The organism is Streptomyces sp. LZ34, assembly GCF_053890475.1.
Window position 1 is genome coordinate 11,209,000 of sequence record NZ_CM132680.1, and the last position, 18,196, is coordinate 11,227,195.

The window sequence follows — 18,196 nt, forward strand, 5'->3', positions numbered from 1 at the left end:
CATCGGGCGCATCGGGCGGGTCGGGTACGTCGGACACCGGCAGATGGTGCGCCACGGAGGCGTCGGCGACCAGGGCACACCCACGGTGGGCAAGCTGAACGGGCCCAAGCCGCCGAAGATCACCGAGAGGCTCACCTGTCTCAACGACAACCTCGGCTCGCCGTACGCCAACGATGTGACCACCGCCGTCGAGCGGATCGCGCCACTGTTCCACCTCGTCAACGGCGATCTGTGCTACGCGAATCTCTCCGAGGACCGGCTGCGCACCTGGTCGGACTGGTTCGACATGACCAGCCGGTCCTCGCGGTTCCGGCCGTGGAGGCCCGCGGCCGGCGACCACGAGAACGAGCTGGGCAACGGGCCGATCGGGTTCGCCGCCTACCAGGCGTACTTCTCGCTGCCCGGCAACGGTGGCGACGACGAGACCCAGGGGCTGTGGTACGCCTTCACCGTCGGCTCGGTACGCGTCGTGAGCCTGGCCAACGGGAGGAGCGGCTGCCGCTCTTCGACAAGTACGGCGTGGACCTGGTCGTCTGCGGCCATGAACACCACTACGAGCGGTCCCACCCGATCCGCGGCCGGCAGCCCAACGACACCATGACGCCGACTCCCGCCGCCACCCGCACCGATCTGGTCGACACCACCGAGGGAACCGTGCACATGGTCATCGGTGGCGGTGGCACCTCGATCCCGTCGATGGACGTCCTGTTCGACACCCCGCAATGCAATGTCATCACCGGTGTGGGAGCCACCGGGACGGGCGGTCACAGGACCCCGGTCCATGTGACGGAGGCGGCCCCGTGGTCGGCGGTGCGCGACCGGGTGAACCCCTACGGCTTCGCCGCGTTCTCCGTCGACCCCGGCACCGAACCGGGCGGCTGTACCACGATGTCGGTGACCTACTACGCGGTCACCGGGCTCCACGGCCGCGTCGAACCCGTCGACACCTTCACGCTCCGGCGGACCCGCAGCGACGGTGAGCAGCGCCGGTAAGGGCAATGCCCGTTGGGCGTGCCCTCTGGCCTGCGTGCTCCCCAGTTCGATCAGGCTGAAGATCTGCGCCAGGTCCAGGCGCCTCGGCCCGGTCCCGGCCAGCGGCGGGGGAGTGCCGGTCCGCGGCCTCCGGCCATCGCCACCGCCAGCACCGTCGCCGCCGGCCAGGTCGGCCAGGCGCAGGCACGGGCGGGTGGCCAGCGGATCGGTCGCTGCCAGGGCGACCAGCCGGGGCTCGGTCAGCAGTGGTTCGACGTCCAGACCCCGGTCCTCGGAGGGGACGGGCAGCAGTGCGATGTCCGCACTGTCCAGCGCCAGTCGCAGTCCGGGATCGGTACGGCCGGCGTGCCGGGCGCGCCGGATGGTCGCGGCGACGGCGTCGAGCACGGTTCCGCGACGGAAGCAACGCGCCGTCCGGTCTGGTCGCGCACAGCCCCGAGTACGCCGGCAGGGTCATCCTGCGGGCGCTGCGCACGGGCGAGGAACGCATCGACATCCCGCACGGCCCCGAGCGGCCGGACTTCCCGGAGGCTCCGACGGCCTGACCGCCCCCGTGCCGACGTCCCGAGGCTCACGCGGCATGAACACCATCGCCTGCCGCCGGTCGGAAAACCGATGGCAGGCTTGGTCGGGCGGTGGAGAAGATCGCGGCATGCTCATCTTCCTGCAGACCGACCGGCTCATCCTGCGTACGGTCACGGCGGCCGACACCGACCACCTGTTTGCCTTGGACAACGATCCCGAGGTTATGCGCTTCATCAACGGCGGGCGCGCCACCAGCCGGGAGGCCATCGAGACGAGGATTCTCCCGCGGCTTTTGCGCGACTACCCGTGCTGGCAGACCCGCGGCTACTGGGCCGCGCAGGAGAAGTCCACCGGCACCTTCCTGGGCTGGTTCGAGTTCCGGCCGCTGGAGGATCACAGTCCCGCCGTGGTCGAACTCGGCTACCGGTTGAACCAGGCGGCGTGGGGGCGCGGCTACGCCACTGAGGGATCCCGGGCCCTGATCCACAAGGGGTTCACGGAACTGGGGGTCGAGCGGGTGACCGCGGACACCATGGCCGTCAACACCCGTTCCCGCCGTGTCATGGAGAAGTCGGGCCTGTCTTTCGTCCGGAACTTCACCGGGGACTGGCCGGAGGCGATCGAGGGCTCCGAGCATGGCGAAGTCGAGTACGAACTCACCCGGACCGCATGGGAACAGCTTCGATAGACGTCAGCTGCTCAATCCACAACTCGTGTGCCCGGCGGACGGCTCCGGTTGCGATCGGCAGTCCTGGGGCGGCCGGTCGGCTACCGTGACGTCCCCCTGAAGGAGTGGATCGACCACGATCTCAGGCCGCTGGGGCTGCCGGACCAAGTCTTCCAGCACATCTCCACCATGGCCCGCCGCCATGCGGAGAACCGGTACGACCGCGAGGCGGACGGTGTGGAGCGGGTCACCGGGCGGTCCCCTTCGGGTGTGGCCGACTTCGTCCGGACACACGCCGACTGGTTCACCGGCCCATGAGCGTTCCCGATGCCGCTGCCCGCGCACAGGATGCCGCGGAAGGCCTCACTGCCACGCAGCCCACTCCTTCACCGCGAACCGGTCGCCTACGCGCCGCACTTCGGCTGCGCCCGGCCCGGGGAAGTGCGCGGGAAACAGCAGGGCGCCCCGGTCCGCGGCCTCTCCCAGCACCCGGCGCCGGCTGTCCCGTGCGCGGGGCTCGTCCTCGTCGAAGATGGGGCAGTCGGCCGGCTCCACGATCTGCAGAGGGCTGTGCAGCAGATCCCCGGCGAACACCGCCAGGGCCGGGCCCGACCGCAGCCATACGACCGAGGAGCCGGGCGTATGGCCGGGGGAGGGTTCGATGCGGAGCTGGGCGCCGATGTCGTAGTGGTCGCCCTCCCACAGCACGGTCTGCCCGGCCTGGTGCACGGGGGCGACACTGTCCTCGAAGACGTTGGCCATCCGCGGGCCGGCGCGGGTCCGGTGGCCGTTGGCCGGGTTCCAGTAGTCGAAGTCCGCACGCGAGATGACGTACTGGGCGTTGGGGAAGGTCGCTCGCCACTCTCCGTCGTCCGTCAGGCGGTCTGGCTCATGATGCGGATCTCGTCGGCGGCCGGGTCCAGGAAGGTGGGGGCGAGCCAGTTCTCGTGCGCCTGCCAGTGCTCGACGGGCACGTCGGGGAAGATGGAGTCGCGGGCCCTGCCCTTGCTGGGCACCTCGACCACGCGGGTGATCTCCAGGTTTCCAAGCGCGATCGTGTCCATGTCTCCAGCCTGCGCGCCGGATGACGCAGGCGCTATCGGCCACATGACCGCACCTCGGAGGGAGCGGGATGCGGCGCGACAAGGCCGCGACCGGTGACGCGCCAGGGGGGACAGCGCTGACGCCGGAATCGGCGGTCATGCGTGTTCAGGGTGAGCGGGTTGGGACCATTTCGGGGTCCAGATGCCGGTGCTGGGGCGGCCGGGGTAGGCGGAGGTGAGGTGGCGGCGCAGGGTGGCAAGGGCGGGGTGGGGGTTGTCGGTGCGCCATATCAGCGAGTGCGGGTAGACCGGGGTCGGGTCCCGGAGGGGGATGCGCCGCAGGTCGTGGCCGGCGGGCCAGGCAAGCGGGGTCTGCTCGCTGACGAAGGTGGCCAGCGTCGTGGAGTCCGCGATGGTGTCGAGCAGGGGCTCGATGCCGAAGTTGGGTCCGATCGAGTCGATGGTGATGCCGAACGTGGCGGCGAGTTCGTCGTAGTAGGCGGCCCATTCGGTGTCGGCGGCGTTGCCGGGCATCCAGATCCGGCGGCCGGCGAGCTGCGCGGGAGCGATGGACCGGGCGTCCGCAAGCTCGTGACCAGGGCCCGTGAACAGGTGGAGCGGTTCGTCGAAGACCACGGCGGACTCGACGCCGTCGGGCAGCTGTCGGCCCGGCGCGATAAGGGCGCGGAAGGTGGCGTCAATCGTGCCGGCCTGTACGGCGGCGATGGCCTCGTCGGAGTTGAACAGGGTCACAACATCGAGATCGGTTCCGGGATGCGCATGGTGGAATGCGCGGAGCAGGCCCGCCGTGCAGAGCTGTCGGCCGATCACGTCGACGCGCAGTGCCCGGCGCCCGGGCCGTACGGATGCGGCTGCCCGCTCCTCGGCTTGCAGCAGCGCCCTGGCGTGGGGGAGGAACGCTTGCCCGTCGATGGTCAGCTTGGCTCCACGGGCCGGCCGGCTGAACAGCCGCACGCCGAGGTCCTTCTCCAGTGTGGCTATGCGCTTCGAGACCGCCTGTTGGGTGACCGAGAGAGCGGTGGCTGCCTCCTGGAACTGCCCTGTGTCGACGATCGTGACGTAGGTGCGTACGGCGGTGAGATCCACGGCGCTCATCCTACTGGCACAACCATTCGTTGTTCATTTCGCCGAAATGGTTGTTTGATTCCCCTGTGCACCGCCCGCTTTCATGTCTGTGGTCAACGTGCGGTTGAGCTTGTGCCCAGACACTGGAGGTCATTCCACTCGTGCCGGATTCTTTCGTCCACCTCCACAATCACACCGAGTATTCGATGCTCGACGGTGCACAGAAGCTGACGCCCATGTTCCGTGAGGTGGCCCGGCAGGGGATGCCCGCGATCGCCATGAGCGATCACGGCAACATGTTCGGCGCCTATGAGTTCGCGCAGGTCGCGAAGGGCTTCGAGGGCATCAGACCGATCATCGGTGTCGAGGCGTACGTGGCACCGTCCTCACGCTTCGTCCGGAAGCAGGAGTTCTGGGGGCCGGGAGGCCGTCGCGCCATGAGCGAAGGCGGCGAGGGCTCGAAGGATGTCTCCGGTGGCGGCCGCTTCACCCATATGACCATGTGGGCGCGGGACGTTCAGGGGCTGCGGAATCTGTTCTGGCTCAGTACGCAGGCCAGCTACGAGGGTCAGTTCCCCGCCGGCAAGCCGCGTATGGACCGGGAGCTGATCGCCGAGCGGCCGGACGGCATCATCGCCACCACCGGCTGCCCGTCGGGGGAGATCCAGACCCGGCTGCGGCTGAACCAATACGACGAGGCGAAGGCGGCCGCGGCGGCATATCAGGAGATCTTCGGCCGCGAGAACTACTTCCTGGAACTGATGGACCACGGCCTGGACATCGAGCGTGACGTCCGCCAGGGGCTGTTGCGACTGGCCAAGGACCTCGGCATCCCGCTCCTGGCCACCAACGACGCGCACTACGTCACCGAGGACCAGGCCGACGCTCACGACAGCCTTCTGTGCATCGGTGTCGGCAAGAACAAGGACGACCCGGACCGCTTCCGTTTCAACGGCTCCGGCTACTACATCAAGAGCGCCGCCGAGATGCGCAGCCTGTTCTCGGAGCTTCCGGAAGCCTGTGACAACACCCTGCTGATCGCCGAGCGCATCGAGTCCTACGACGAGGTCTTCGACTACGTCGACGAGATGCCGCAGTTCCCGGACGTACCCGAGGGCGAAACGCAGGAGTCGTGGCTTCGCGAGGAAGTCCTCAGAGGTCTGGCGATGCGCTACGGCGCCCCGGTCCCCCCGCACATCATGGACCGCTTCGAGACCGAGATGTCGGTCATCGGCCCTATGGGCTTCAGCTCCTACTTTCTCGTCGTGGCGGACATCTGCCGCCATGCCCGGGAGCACAAGATCCCGCTCGGTCCGGGCCGAGGTTCGTGCACAGGATCCATCGTTGCCTACGCCATCCGCATCACCGAGCTGTGCCCCCTGGAGCACGGCCTGCTGTTCGAGCGGTTCCTGAACCCCGAGCGCATCAACCCGCCGGATGTGGACCTCGACTTCGACGACCGTCAGCGCGACCGGATGGTCCGCTACGTGACCGAGAAGTACGGCGAGGAGTACACCGCCATGGTGAACACGTTCGGCAAGATCAAGGCCAAGAACGCGATCAAGGACTCCTCACGCATCCTCGGCTACCCCTACGCCCACGGAGAGCGGATCACCAAGGCGCTCCCGCCGGACCAGAACGGCAAGTCCGCCCCGCTGGCTGCGGTCTTCGACTCCTCTCACGAGCGGTATGGCGAGGCCGGCGAGATCCGGCAGCTGTATGACAACGAACAGGATGTGAAGCGGGTCATCGACACCGCCCGCGGGGTGGAGGGGCTCACCCGCGGCACCGGAGTGCACGCCGCGGCGGTGATCCTGTCCAAAACGAAGCTCACCGACCGCATCCCGCTGCACATGCGCGCCTCGGACGGCGTGAAGATCACCGGCTTCGACTACCCGTCCTGCGAAGCCATGGGCCTGATCAAGATGGACTTCCTGGGGCTGCGGAACCTGGGGGTCATCGACCAGGCCATCGAGAACATCCGCGAGAACCGGGGCATCAGCCTGGCCACCGTGGATCCCCTGGACGGCGACCCGTCCACCGTCGTGATCCCTCTGGACGACGCCAAGACGTACGGGCTGCTGGCCGAGGGCAACACGTTCGGTGTCTTCCAGCTCGACGGGGGCGGCATGCGCGTCCTGCTGAAACAGATGGAACCCACCCGCTTCGAGGACATCGCCGCGGTCAACGCTCTCTACCGGCCTGGCCCCATGGCGGCCAACGCGCACACCAACTACGCGCACCGCAAGACCGGCCGCCAGGAGATCACCCCGATCCACCCCGAGCTGCGCGACGCACTGGAACCAATCCTCGGCAACACCTTCCATCTGCTCGTCTACCAGGAGCAGATCATGGCCATTGCCCGGGAACTGGCCGGGTACACCCTCGGCGGCGCCGACCTGCTGCGCCGTGCGATGGGCAAGAAGAAACCGGAGGTGCTGGCCGCGGAGTGGGACAAGTTCCACGGCGGCATGCGGGGCAACGGATTCAGCGAGGAAGCCATCAAGGCCCTGTGGGACGTCATGCTCCCGTTCTCCGGCTACGCGTTCAACAAGTCCCAGACCGCCGGCTACGGCCTCGTCTCGTACTGGACCGCCTACCTCAAGGCCAACTACCCGGCCGAGTACATGGCCGCCCTGCTCACGTCGGTCGGCGACGACAAGGACAAGGCCGCGACCTACCTCGCCGACGCCCGAAAGAACGGCGTCCGTGTCCTCCAGCCCGACGTGAACGAGTCCGTCGCCGAGTTCACCGCCGTCGGCGACGACGTACGGTTCGGGCTGCGGTCCGTACGCAACGTCGGCGACAACGTCATCGAGGCCGTTGTCGACGCGCGCCACCGGAAAGGGAAATTCGCCTCCTTCTCCGACTTCCTCGACAAGGCCGACCTGCCCGCGCTGAACAAACGAGCTGTGGAGTCCCTGATCAAGGCCGGCACCTTCGACTCCCTGAACCATTCCCGTAAGGGCCTCACCGCCATCCACGAGGACGCCATCGACGCGATCATCCCCGTGAAGAAAGCGGCGAGTTACGGACAAGACGATCTCTTCGCCGACCTGGGCGGCGAAGAAGGCAGCGAACCGGCCTTCGGTCTTGACTTCCCCATCGACGACGCAGAGTGGCCCCGCAGGCAGCTCCTGGCGACCGAACGCGAAATGCTCGGCCTCTACGTCTCAGCCCACCCGCTGGACGGTGCCGAACACATCCTCTCCAGGGCACGGGACTGTTCCATCGCCGAACTGCTCGCCTCCGGCCGCGCCACCGGGGACGTACAGCTCTCCGGGCTGATCACCGGCATCCAGCTCAAGATGACCAAACAGGGCAACGCCTGGGCCATCGTGAACCTCGCGGACCGGGATGCCAACATCGAGGTCCTCTTCTTCCCCGCCGCCTACCGGCTCGTGCAGCACGCACTGGCCGAAGACAACGTCATCACCGTCAAGGGCAAGATCGAAGACCGGGACGGAACCGTGAACATCTTCGGCAGAGAACTCGCGGTACTGGACGTGTCCTCCGCCGAGCACGGCGGCAAACCCCCCGTGAGGCTCGCGCTCCCCGCGCACCGCATCACCGAACAGTCCGTCAAGGAACTCAAGCGCATCCTCGCGGACCACCCAGGCGACAGCCCCGTACTCCTCAGTGTCCGCGGCGCCCGCAAAACCACCGTCTACGCCCTCCAGGCCACGGTCGACCCCACGACCATCGCCTCCGATGTCAAAGGCACCTTCGGTACCGACGCCTGGGAAGGCATCGCATGAGAGCCCACCGCGACGCGCTGCAATGAGTTTCCTATATGAATGTGGGATCGAGGGCGGCCAGTCAAGAGGGGGGACTTGACCCGTTCGGGCCGTCGCTCCCGGGAGTGGTGAGGCTGCGGGGGAGGGGGCCAGCTGGCTAATTTGCCTGGCCGAAGACTCTGGGCGCGCATCTGGTCCATGGTTGCGGCGGATGTCGACGGGTCCTCGTGCTCGTCATGGGGCTTGACGGGACAGCCCAACTGGCACACTATCGCGGCATCAATTTCCTATTTGATTTCTGGAGGTGAGGGGATGCGTCTCCGGACCAGATCTCTCCTGCCGGGAGTTGTCGCCGTCGCGGTGCTGACCACGGGTTCGGCAGGTTGCACGATCAAGAACTCGGATGAGCCGACGGGCGGGCAGGGCCCCGCGTCCGCGCGGGCGGGCAACGGCACGGCCGTGCTCGCGGACGGGTCGGCCACCAAGGTCGCGCTCGTGCCCGGCGGCGCTCACCCCTACTTCCAGCCCTGGAAGTCCGCCGGCGCCGACGCGGAGAAGACGTACCGGCTCGGGGACGTGACGTTCGACGAGACGGCGGAGTGGGACCAGCAGAAGCAGAACAATCTGCTGTCCACGCTCGCCGCGCGCGGCTACAACGCGTTCGGCGTCTTCGGGGTCTCGCCGACCGACATCAACACCACCTTCGCGGACCTGAAGTCGCAGGGCTTCGCCGTGGCCTCACTCGGCTCCTGCCCGGCGGGTACGGAGAACAAGGCCGACTTCTGCCTCTCCACGGACGTCGAACTCGCCGCGTACAAGGCGGCCAAGGCCGCCATCGACGCGATGGGCGGCAAGGGCAGGATCGTCCACCTGACGGGCAATAACGTGGACGCCAACACCCAGCTGCGGATCAAGGGCGTTGCCAGGGCCGTGAAGGAGTCGGGCGGCAAGGTGAAGCTGCTGCAGACCGTCACCGACATCGACAAGGACCTGCAGACCGCGCAGAAGGCGGTGTCCGACCTACTGACGGCCAAGGGCAAGCAGATCCAGGGCATTGTCTCCACCGCCTACAACCCGGCCGTTGCCGCCGCCGACGTGGTCAGGAGCTCCGGTTCGCAGGCGAAGGTCGTCGCCATCGACGACGACGCCAAGATCCTCAGCTCGATCAAGCAGGGCACGGTCACCGCCACCGTCGTGCAGAACCCGGTGGGACAGGCCGAGGTCGGGGCGTGGGCACTCGCGCTGCTACAGACAAAGCAGTGCACTATGCGCAAGCCCGGGCAGTCCGTGGACTCCGGCTCGTTCGTCGTCACCAAGGAGAACATCGCGACCTACGACAGTGCGAGGAAGACGAAGACCGACCAGCTGAAGAAGCAGTTCGCTGACGACGTCCTGGCATGCAGCTGACCCCTGCCGTCCCCGCACTACAGAAAACGGACATCACGAGATGAGCATCATCACGACCGCCACGGCCAAGCTGGCCGACATCGCCGTGGAGACGGACCGCACCGACGCGGTGCAGTCCTTCGTCAAGCAGGAGACGGTACTCGTCGACATCACCACGGCGGACGGCAGCGCGGGGACCGGCTACGCCTACACCATCGGCACCGGCGGAACCTCCGTACTGGCCCTGCTGCGGGACCACCTGCTGCCCGTCCTCATCGGGCAGGACGCGCGCAACGTCGAGGCGCTGTGGCAGCGGCTGTTCGCTCTGACCCGCGCGACCACCACCGGAGCCATCACCTCGCTCGCGCTCGCCGCCGTCGACACCGCGCTCTGGGACGTGCGCTGCAAGCGCGCGGGCGAGCCGCTGTGGCGGCTGGCCGGCGGCCACCGCCAGGAAGTCCCGGTCTACGACACCGAGGGCGGCTGGCTCCACCTGACCACCGACGAACTGGTGAAGGGCGCGCTCCGGGCTCAGAAGGCCGGGTGGGCCGGTGTGAAGATCAAGGTGGGTAAGCCGCATGCCGCCGAGGACGCGGAGCGCCTGCGCGCCGTACGAGAGGCTGTCGGCCCCTCGCTGCACATCATGACGGACGCCAACCAGTCGCAGACGATGTCCTCGGCCCTCCAGCTGGCAGCCGCGCTGGAGCCCTACGACCCCTACTGGATCGAGGAGCCCCTGCCGGCGGACGACATCAGCGGCCATGCCCGGCTGGCGCGTGCGACACGGATTCCCGTCGCTGTCGGCGAGTCCATGTACTCGCCCATGCAGTTCCGCAACTACCTCGAGATCGGCGCCGCCTCCATCGTGCAGGTCGACGCCGCCCGCGTCGGCGGGATCACACCCTGGCTCAAGGTCGCGCACACGGCGGAGAGCCACAACACCATGGTGTGCCCGCACTTCCTGATGGAACTGCATGTCAGCCTCGCCGCCGCGGTGCCCAACGGCATGTACGTCGAGCACATCCCGCAGCTGCGGGCCGTCACCCGCAGTGAGCTGACGGTCCGCGACGGGCTGGCCGTGGCGCCCGACGTTCCGGGGATCGGCATCGACTGGGACATGGACGCCATCGACAACCGGAGGGTGTCATGACAACGCCCGTCATCCCGCCGGACAGTGACAGCGGCACCGCCGGGGCCGCGCCGTCGCGTCCCGCGCACCGCATGCCGTTCTGGGTCAACCAGCGGCTCGGCCTGCTGGCGCTCGTCGTCGGCCTCAGCGCCCTGTTCGGCGTGTTGCAGCCGGCGTTCCTCGACGAGCGGCTCGTGCTGTTCCCGCTGCTGCGGGACATCTCGACGCTGACCGTGGTGGCGCTCGCCCAGATGGTCGCCCTCTCGGTGGGGCACATGAACCTGGCCGTCGGACGGATGGCCGCCTTCGGAGCCCTGTTCGCGGGATTCGGATACGACCGGCTGGGCCTGCCACTGCCACTGGGCCTGCTGCTGTGCCTGCTCGCCGGAGCCGCCATCGGCGCGCTGACCGGCTGGATCATCACCCGCACAGGGGTGAGTTCCTTCGTCGTGACCCTGGCGATGGACTTCGCGCTGCTGGGACTCGTCTCCCTGCTCTACTCGGCCCTGACCGAGAACGCCGCCTTCACCACCAAGCCGTCAGGGCTCGCCGAACTGCGCTCGTACTCGCTGGCCGACATCTGCGTCGGGCCCGTCTGTGGATCCCCGGTCGTACCGCAGCTGGCGCAGTTCACCGTCCTGGCACTGCTCGGCATCGGTTTCCTGTACGCCTGCACCCGCATCGGCCGGGAGCTGCTGCTCACCGGGGCCAACCCCGCGGCGGCGGAGCTGTCCGGCATTCCCACCGGCCGCCGCGTCATCCTGGCGCACACGCTCTCGGGGCTGCTCGCCGCGCTCGCCGGATTCATGGCCGCCGTCGGCACCGGAACGTTCCGCGCCTCCATCGGGGACGACTTCATGCTGCCCTCGTTCCTCGGCTCGGTGCTCGGCGGCACCCTGCTCACCGGCGGCGTCGTCTCCGTACTGGGAGCCCTGCTGGGCACGTCCCTGGTCGGCGTCATCCGCAAGGGGCTCGATCTGCTCGGTGTCGGTCTCGAAAGCCTGAACATCTACCTCGGATGCGTACTCCTGCTGGCCCTCTCGGCCGACCGCGTGCGCACCGTCGTGTCCCATCGCAAGGTGGTGCGTTCCACATGATCACAATCCACGATCGGGGAGCCCGGGGCGCCGCGGTCCTGCGCCGCTTCTCCCGCTCCACGACGATGACCCTGCTGTGCGTGGTGCTCGCTGGTTACGTCGCCCTGGGTGTGGCCTCCTCCGGCTCGTTCTTCGAGGGCCCTTCGGTGCGCGTCTTCCTCCAGTACCTGGCCACCCCTGTCCTCATCGGGCTGGCCCAGATGGTCGCGCTGTGCGTCGGACAGCTCAACCTCGCGGTCGGCGCGCTCGGCGGCTTCACCGCCTGCCTGATTGGCGTCCTCATGGCGGACCAGGGCGTGCCCGCCGGGGTCGCGGTGGCAGCCGGTGTGCTGACGGCGACAGCTGTCGGCCTGGTGACGGGCCTGTTCATCGTGGCGACGAAGATCAACGGCTTTATCGTCACACTCGGGACGATGACGATCCTCCAGGGAGCGCAGTACCGGCTGGCCGGCACGCGCACCGTCGACGGCTACTCCGCCGGCCTGAGGGACCTCGGCAGGGCGGCCCCGCTGAACGTCCCGCTGGTGTTCCTCACCGCTCTGGCCGCCGCGGCCCTGCTCGCCGCCTTCCTGTACCGCAGCACCGCCGGCCGGCGGCTCCTGGCGGCCGGAGGCAACCCGCTGGCGGCCCGGCTGTCGGGCATCTCCACCGACCGGCAGATCGTGCTCGCCCACACCCTGTCGGGCCTCTTGATCGGCGTGGCCGCCCTGACCGCGACGGCGTCGCTGCCCGGAGTCAACCGCAGTGTCGGCGGCGACTGGCTGCTGCCCAGCTTCGCGGCTCCCATCATCGGCGGCGTCGCGCTCACCGGAGGTTCGGTCGCCGTGCTCGGCACGGTGCTGGCAGCCTTCGTGATGCGGCTCATCGACGCCGCACGCGCGCAGTTCTCGCTCGACCCGAGCTGGGTGAACTTCCTCATCGGCCTGGTCGTGCTCGGCACGGTGGTCGGCGGCCGTATCCACCAGACCCACCTGGAGAAGAAGGGCAGTTCGCGCGGCCGCATACCTCCCGCGCCACCGCGGAGTGACGCGCAGCCGGCTGTCGTCCTGCCGCACACGGAAGGTTCCCGATGAGCAACGTCCTTCTCGAATGCCAGGACATCGTCAAGGTCTTTCCCGGCGTACGGGCCCTGGACGGCGTCGGGCTGCGCCTCACCGCAGGGTCCGTCCATGCGCTGCTCGGCGAGAACGGCGCGGGAAAGTCCACCCTCATCAAGGTCCTGACCGGGGTGCACACTCCCAACAGCGGCCGTCTCACCTGGTGCGGCCGCGAGGTCCAGCTGCGCTCACCGCTGGAGGCCACCCGCACCGGCATCGGCGTCGTGCACCAGGAGCGCAATCTGATTCCGGGCTTCTCGGTGGCCGAGAACATCACGTTGCAGAGCCCTCCCTCGCGCCGCGGTCTCATCGACCGCGCGGCCATGACCGCCCCCGCGCTGGCCTGCCTCGGTGAGCTGGGCCTGGACATCAACCCGGACCAGCCGGTCCGTGAACTGTCCGTGGCACAACAGCAGTTGGTGGAGATCGCGAAAGCCCTGTACACCGAGAGCCGGGTGCTGCTCCTCGACGAGCCGACCGCTTCCCTCTCCCCGCGGGAGGCGGAGCGCCTGTTCGAGGTGGTCCGGCGGCTGAAGGCCCGAGGGACGTGCGTCGTCTTCGTCAGCCACAAACTGGAGGAGGTGTTCGCCATCTGCGACACCGTCACCGTGCTGCGCGACGGAAGGTCCGTGGTCGAGTCCTCGCCGCTCGCCGACCACACCCAGGACGACGTGGTCAGCCTCATGGTGGGCCGTGCCCACTCGGCGACCGAGATGCGTCCACGGGAGGTGGACACGTCCGCGGCGCCGGTGCTCTCGTTCGACAGGGTCTCCACCGCCGCCGGGCACCGGGACATCAGCCTGGACGTCCGGCCCGGCGAGATCGTCGGTCTGTACGGACTGGTCGGCGCGGGGCGCAGCGAACTGGTCAGGGCCATGCTCGGCCTCGACCGCGTCACCGGCGGCGAGATCCGGGTGCACGGCAAGCCGGCGCGTATCACTTCTCCCCGGCAGGCCTTGCACGGCTTCGGCATCGGCTATCTGACCGAGAACCGTAAGGAGGAAGGGGTCTTCCTGGAGCAGCCCATCGTCCGGAACATCACGGTGACGGTGTGGAAGAAGCTGGCGAAGGCGCTCGGGTTCGTCTCCTCGCGCGAGGAGCAGGACGTGGCGCACGACCTCGTCGAACGTCTCGGCATCCGCATCTCCGGGCTCGGGCAGAACGCCGGTGAGCTGTCCGGTGGCAACCAGCAGAAGGTGAGCCTGGCGAAGTGGCTGGCGGCCGACACGCGGCTGCTCATCGTCGATGAGCCGACCGTCGGTGTCGATGTGCGCACCAAGCACGCCTTCCACGAACTCATCTGGGAGCTGGCCCGCGACGGCCTGCCCATTCTGCTGATCAGCAGCGACCTCGCGGAGATGATCACGCTCGCGGACCGGGTGGTCGTGATGGCCGACCACCGGATCCGCGGTGAGGTCGACAACGATCGCGACTACGAGCGGATGAGCGGCAGGATCATCCGCATCATCCACGACCGCGCGACCTCGGCCGTACGCCCGCAGGCGGTGGAGGCATGATTCGCGGACCCGTCCACCGTGCTCGTCGGAAGCCGCGCGGTCAGGACTCCTCGTCCCGGCTGAGCTGGCGCTGGAGGCTACAGGCGAGGTGCTCCGCCATCGCCTCGGCCGCGCGGTCGGGATTGCGGCGCAATATCGCGTGAACCACGCGCTGGTGCTCCGCGCGGGTCGGGTCATCAGCGCCGAGGACACTGCTGAGCCTGAAGATGTGCAGATGGGAGTGGAGCCGCTCCACCGCGTCCGCGAGCAGCGGCCGTTGGGATGCCTGGGCGATCGCGTCGTGGAAGCGCTGGTCGAGGGCGGCGAAGTCGCGGTAGGCCGCATAGCGCTCGGCAGTCCCCGGGTGGGACTGCATCTCCTCCGCGATCCGCTCGATGCCGTCGAGCTGAGCCTCACTGGCGTTGACCGCGGCGAGAGCGGCTGCCCTCGGTTCCAGCAGCTTCCGCATCTCGAAGAGTTCCTCGAGTCCCTGGCGGGTCAGCAGCTCGGTGGTGCGGTACCCCGAGAGCGGCCTCTTCACCACCAGGCCGTCGGACTCCAGTCTGGCCAGCGCCTCCCGGATGGGGGTTGGCGAGACGCTGAGGGCGCGGGCCAGGGCCTCGATGCTGACGCGCGCGCCGGGGGTGATCTCATGGTCCATGACCATGGCCTTGATGTTCTCGTAGACGCTGTCCGAGAGAGCCTGACGGGCGGGCGGCAGGCCCGGCCCGTGCCCTTCCCGCGGTGCCCCGGGCGCGGACGTGTCGTGGGGCGGCATCCGGCCTCCTGCTGCTGTTCGGGGCTTGTCGGGGCGGCAACAGTTTACCCAGGTGAGGGACGCGGTTCAGGGCCAGTGGCGGGCGAGGCGGACGTACCGGCAGCGGCCCAACATGACGAGTTGGGCGGGGCGGTGACGCCCACAGAGCCATCGGGTCACCCGGCGAAACAGTCCCGCCCACCCTCTTGACGTGAGCTCCACCGAGGCCCAGAGTGCTGGCTAATGCGCATTAGTAATACGCATAAACAGCAGGCGGGGTCATCCCGATGGAGGAGTGCTGGTGGAGAAACCACGCAAGCGAGCCAGGTCAGGACGGGCTCCCACGCCCCCGGGCCGCACCTCACGGCCGCGCCAGGCCGAGGTGGCCCGGCTGGCCGGGGTCTCGCAGGCCACGGTCTCGCTTGTGCTCGGCGGCAAGAAGCAGGGCGCCGCGATCTCGCCGGAGACGCGGCAGAAGGTGCTCGACGCGGCCCTCAGCCTCGGCTACGTGCCCGACCCGGCGGCCCGCAGGCTCGCCTCCGCGCGCAACGATCTGCTCGGCGTCTTCAGCTTCACCGCGACCTTCCCCACGGACGTGCAGCACTCGTACTACCCCTTCCTGGTCGGCGTGGAGCAGGAGGCCGCCGCCCGCGGCTACGACCTCGTGCTCTTCACCGGCTCCAGCTCCGGCGGCGCGGGGGCCGCCGGACCGGACGCCCTGAGCCGAGTCCGGCTCGCCGACGGCTGCCTCTTCCTGGGCCGGCACGCGCCCACCGAGGAGCTGCGGCGCCTGGTCGGAGACGGTTTTCCCGCCGTGCACGTGGGCCGCAGGGGTGAACCGGAGGGCCTGGCCTGGGTCGGTGCCGACTACGTGAGCGCCAGCCACGAGGTCGTCGCCCAGCTCGCCGCGCTCGGTCACCGGCGCATCGTGCTGGTCCGCGAGGACGACGACGCGCCCGCCTCCACCGACCGCGAGCACGGCTTCCTCAAGGGCCTGGAGGAAGCCGGACTGCCCGTCGGCCCCGACGCGGTCTTCCGTACCGCCGACCCCGCGCGCACGCTCTCCGCCGAGCGGCTGCGGGAGTGGCTCGACGAGGGGGTGACCGCCCTGGTCGCCGAGGAGACCGACACCGGCAGCCCGTGGCGGGCCCTGCGCACCGCCGTCGACGAGGCCGGCCTCGACTGCCCCGGCGAGCTGAGCCTCGCCCTGCTCGGCAGCCCGCCCGCCGATCTCGCGGCCGAACCGGTCCCCACCGGATTCGACATCCCCCGCGCCCAGCTCGGCGCCGCCGCCGTCCGGCTGCTCGCCGCCCTGGTCGAGGGGGAGGAGGCGGACGAACCCCTCGTGGTCTGCCCCTTCCGGACCGGCGCCACGGCGGGACCCCCGCCCCACCGCACCTGACCCCCCGTACGAGCGCAGCACGCCGTACGACCGCATCACGCGCGCCACAACGCGCCACAAGGAGGACCGTGACCAGCCAACCCGACATACTCGTCGTCGGCGGCGGACTCGGCGGCGTCGCCGCCGCTCTCGCCGCCTGCCGCGCCGGCCGCACGGTCGTCCTCACCGAGGAGACCGACTGGATCGGGGGCCAGCTCACCTCCCAGGCGGTCCCGCCGGACGAGCACCCCTGGGTCGAGCAGTTCGGCGTCACCGCCTCCTACCGCGCGCTGCGCGAGGCCATCCGCGGCTACTACCGCGACTGGTACCCGCTGCGCGCCGAGGCCGCCGCCCTGCCCGGCCTCAACCCCGGCGCCGGCCGCGTCAGCAAACTGTGCGCCGAACCCCGCGTCGCGCTGGCCGCGCTGGAGGGCCTGCTCGCCCCGCACCGCTCCTCCGGCCGGCTGACCCTGCTCACCGAGCACCGCCCGGTGGCCGCCGAGACCGAGGGCGACACCGTACGGTCCGTCACTCTGGAGGACCTGCGCGGCGGTGGCCGGCGCACCTTCACCGCCCCCTACGTCCTCGACGCCACCGAGACCGGCGAACTGCTGGAGCTGGCCGGGGTCGAGCACGCGCTCGGCGCCGAGTCCCGCGCCGAGTTCGGCGAACCGCACGCCCCCGTGCAGGCCGACCCGCTCAACCAGCAGGGCATCACCTTCTGCTTCGCGCTCTCCCACCACGAGGGCGAGGACCACACGATAGAGAAGCCCGCCGACTACGACTTCTGGCGCAGCTACACCCCGGAGTTCTGGCCCGGCCCGCTGCTCGGCTTCCTGGCGCCCGACCCGCGCAGCCTGGAGGCGGTGCCGCGCACCTTCGTGCCGAACCCGGACATCGACCCGCTCGCCGTCAGCGCCGACCAGTCCGCCGACGCCGGGGACAAGGAACTCTTCGGCTTCCGCCGCATCCTCGCGCGCAAGCTGCACCGGGACGGCTCCTTCGACTCCGACATCACGCTCGTCAACTGGCCGCTCAACGACTACTGGCTCAAGCCGCTGATCGGCGCCGGCGAGCAGACCGCCGCCGAAGCGGTTCGCGAGGCCAAGCAGCTGTCGCTGTCCGTCCTGTACTGGCTCCAGACCGAGGCCCCGCGCCCCGACGGCGGCACCGGCTTCCCCGGCCTGCGGCTGCGCCCCGACGTCATGGGCACCGAGGACGGCCTCGCCAAGGCCCCCTACGTGCGCGAGTCCCGCCGTATCAAGGCCGTCACGACCGTCACCGAACAGGACGTGGCGATCGACCTCGTCGGCCCCACCGGCGGCACCCGCCACCGGGACTCGGTCGGCGTCGGCAGCTACCGCATCGACCTGCACCCTTCGACCGGCGGCGACAACTACATCGACATCGGCTCCGTGCCCTTCGAGATCCCGCTCGGCGCGCTCGTCCCGCGCCGGACACGCAACCTGCTGCCCGCCGGAAAGAACATCGGCACCACCCACATCACCAACGGCTGCTACCGGCTGCATCCCGTCGAGTGGAACATCGGCGAGGTCGCCGGCGCGCTCGCCGCCCACTGCCTCGACGAGGGCGTCGAACCGCACGAGGTACAGGCGGAGGACAAGCGCTTCGACGCCTTCGCCGCCCTGCTCGACCGCGCCGGAGTCGAACGGCACTGGCCGCAGGTGCGCGGCTACTGAACCCCAGCGGAGACCGGGAAGCGGTACAGCGCGCCCGGTCTCCCGGCGCCGGGACGGCCGGACGGGAGCAGCTCCACCTGCCCCGCCCGGCCCACCGCCCGC

Annotated in this window: 14 protein-coding genes and 1 pseudogene; 12 read left to right on the forward strand and 3 right to left on the reverse strand. The window is 69.4% G+C overall.

Annotation, left to right across the window (positions count from 1 at the left end):
- Positions 1 to 43 precede the first annotated feature (43 nt).
- The 4 genes from ACWY4P_RS48370 to ACWY4P_RS48385 all read left to right on the forward strand — a co-directional run bounded on the left by ACWY4P_RS48370 (position 44) and on the right by ACWY4P_RS48385 (position 2,503).
- Positions 44 to 601: a hypothetical protein gene (locus ACWY4P_RS48370; protein ID WP_456207156.1), complete on the forward strand. Its 558-nt coding sequence runs from the start codon at positions 44 to 46 to the stop codon at positions 599 to 601.
- A complete protein-coding gene (locus ACWY4P_RS48375; RefSeq protein WP_456207157.1) occupies positions 598 to 993 on the forward strand; it encodes a hypothetical protein in 396 nt (131 codons plus the stop codon). Before ACWY4P_RS48370 ends, ACWY4P_RS48375 begins: the two co-directional genes overlap by 4 nt.
- A 652-nt stretch (positions 994 to 1,645) precedes the next feature.
- Positions 1,646 to 2,206 (forward strand): GNAT family N-acetyltransferase, encoded by a 561-nt coding sequence (locus ACWY4P_RS48380; RefSeq protein WP_456213305.1) that lies wholly within the window; start codon positions 1,646 to 1,648, stop codon positions 2,204 to 2,206.
- Between the two features lie 48 nt (positions 2,207 to 2,254).
- Positions 2,255 to 2,503 (forward strand): hypothetical protein, encoded by a 249-nt coding sequence (locus tag ACWY4P_RS48385; RefSeq protein WP_456207158.1) that lies wholly within the window; start codon positions 2,255 to 2,257, stop codon positions 2,501 to 2,503.
- A gap of 45 nt (positions 2,504 to 2,548) precedes the next feature.
- Here ACWY4P_RS48385 and ACWY4P_RS48390 read toward each other — a convergent pair.
- Together ACWY4P_RS48390 and ACWY4P_RS48395 are read right to left on the reverse strand one after the other, a co-directional pair.
- A pseudogene (locus ACWY4P_RS48390) lies at positions 2,549 to 3,249 on the reverse strand (MBL fold metallo-hydrolase).
- Between the two features lie 135 nt (positions 3,250 to 3,384).
- On the reverse strand, positions 3,385 to 4,335 hold the full coding sequence (locus ACWY4P_RS48395; RefSeq protein WP_456207159.1) for a LysR family transcriptional regulator: 951 nt from the start codon (positions 4,333 to 4,335) through the stop codon (positions 3,385 to 3,387).
- A gap of 140 nt (positions 4,336 to 4,475) precedes the next feature.
- Between ACWY4P_RS48395 and dnaE the strand changes: the two genes are divergently transcribed.
- From dnaE to ACWY4P_RS48425, 6 genes are all read left to right on the forward strand, one after another.
- Complete coding sequence (gene dnaE / locus ACWY4P_RS48400) at positions 4,476 to 8,072, forward strand: DNA polymerase III subunit alpha (RefSeq protein ID WP_456207160.1); 3,597 nt, start codon at positions 4,476 to 4,478, stop codon at positions 8,070 to 8,072.
- Between the two features lie 291 nt (positions 8,073 to 8,363).
- A complete protein-coding gene (locus ACWY4P_RS48405; protein ID WP_456207161.1) occupies positions 8,364 to 9,458 on the forward strand; it encodes a substrate-binding domain-containing protein in 1,095 nt (364 codons plus the stop codon).
- A 40-nt stretch (positions 9,459 to 9,498) separates the two neighbouring features.
- Positions 9,499 to 10,587: a mandelate racemase/muconate lactonizing enzyme family protein gene (locus tag ACWY4P_RS48410; protein WP_456207162.1), complete on the forward strand. Its 1,089-nt coding sequence runs from the start codon at positions 9,499 to 9,501 to the stop codon at positions 10,585 to 10,587.
- On the forward strand, positions 10,584 to 11,663 hold the full coding sequence (locus ACWY4P_RS48415) for an ABC transporter permease (RefSeq protein ID WP_456207163.1): 1,080 nt from the start codon (positions 10,584 to 10,586) through the stop codon (positions 11,661 to 11,663). Before ACWY4P_RS48410 ends, ACWY4P_RS48415 begins: the two co-directional genes overlap by 4 nt.
- On the forward strand, positions 11,660 to 12,736 hold the full coding sequence (locus ACWY4P_RS48420; RefSeq protein WP_456207164.1) for an ABC transporter permease: 1,077 nt from the start codon (positions 11,660 to 11,662) through the stop codon (positions 12,734 to 12,736). Before ACWY4P_RS48415 ends, ACWY4P_RS48420 begins: the two co-directional genes overlap by 4 nt.
- Positions 12,733 to 14,277: a sugar ABC transporter ATP-binding protein gene (locus tag ACWY4P_RS48425; RefSeq protein ID WP_456207165.1), complete on the forward strand. Its 1,545-nt coding sequence runs from the start codon at positions 12,733 to 12,735 to the stop codon at positions 14,275 to 14,277. The genes ACWY4P_RS48420 and ACWY4P_RS48425 overlap by 4 nt, the downstream gene beginning before the upstream one ends.
- Before the next feature lie 40 nt (positions 14,278 to 14,317).
- On the opposite strand, the gene ACWY4P_RS48430 is transcribed toward ACWY4P_RS48425, so the two are convergent.
- Positions 14,318 to 15,034, reverse strand: coding sequence for a GntR family transcriptional regulator (locus tag ACWY4P_RS48430; RefSeq protein ID WP_456207166.1), 717 nt, complete (start codon positions 15,032 to 15,034; stop codon positions 14,318 to 14,320).
- Between the two features lie 280 nt (positions 15,035 to 15,314).
- Here ACWY4P_RS48430 and ACWY4P_RS48435 point away from each other — a divergent pair, with 280 nt between their 5' ends.
- Positions 15,315 to 16,415 carry a LacI family DNA-binding transcriptional regulator gene (locus tag ACWY4P_RS48435; protein ID WP_456207167.1) on the forward strand — a complete coding sequence of 367 codons (1,101 nt, stop codon included), beginning with the start codon at positions 15,315 to 15,317 and terminating at the stop codon, positions 16,413 to 16,415.
- A 68-nt stretch (positions 16,416 to 16,483) separates the two neighbouring features.
- Complete coding sequence (locus ACWY4P_RS48440) at positions 16,484 to 18,094, forward strand: FAD-dependent oxidoreductase (RefSeq protein ID WP_456207168.1); 1,611 nt, start codon at positions 16,484 to 16,486, stop codon at positions 18,092 to 18,094.
- Positions 18,095 to 18,196 lie beyond the last annotated feature (102 nt).

Bases quoted from the DNA above. Each gene is read 5' to 3' on its own strand.
- ACWY4P_RS48410 (WP_456207162.1), top strand. From the start codon at position 9,499: ATGAGCATCATCACGACCGCCACGGCCAAGCTGGCCGACATCGCCGTG.
- ACWY4P_RS48375 (WP_456207157.1), top strand. From the start codon at position 598: ATGACGCCGACTCCCGCCGCCACCCGCACCGATCTGGTCGACACCACC.
- ACWY4P_RS48430 (WP_456207166.1), bottom strand. From the start codon at position 15,034: ATGCCGCCCCACGACACGTCCGCGCCCGGGGCACCGCGGGAAGGGCAC.
- ACWY4P_RS48415 (WP_456207163.1), top strand. From the start codon at position 10,584: ATGACAACGCCCGTCATCCCGCCGGACAGTGACAGCGGCACCGCCGGG.
- ACWY4P_RS48380 (WP_456213305.1), top strand. From the start codon at position 1,646: ATGCTCATCTTCCTGCAGACCGACCGGCTCATCCTGCGTACGGTCACG.
- ACWY4P_RS48425 (WP_456207165.1), top strand. From the start codon at position 12,733: ATGAGCAACGTCCTTCTCGAATGCCAGGACATCGTCAAGGTCTTTCCC.
- ACWY4P_RS48420 (WP_456207164.1), top strand. From the start codon at position 11,660: ATGATCACAATCCACGATCGGGGAGCCCGGGGCGCCGCGGTCCTGCGC.
- ACWY4P_RS48405 (WP_456207161.1), top strand. From the start codon at position 8,364: ATGCGTCTCCGGACCAGATCTCTCCTGCCGGGAGTTGTCGCCGTCGCG.
- ACWY4P_RS48370 (WP_456207156.1), top strand. From the start codon at position 44: ATGGTGCGCCACGGAGGCGTCGGCGACCAGGGCACACCCACGGTGGGC.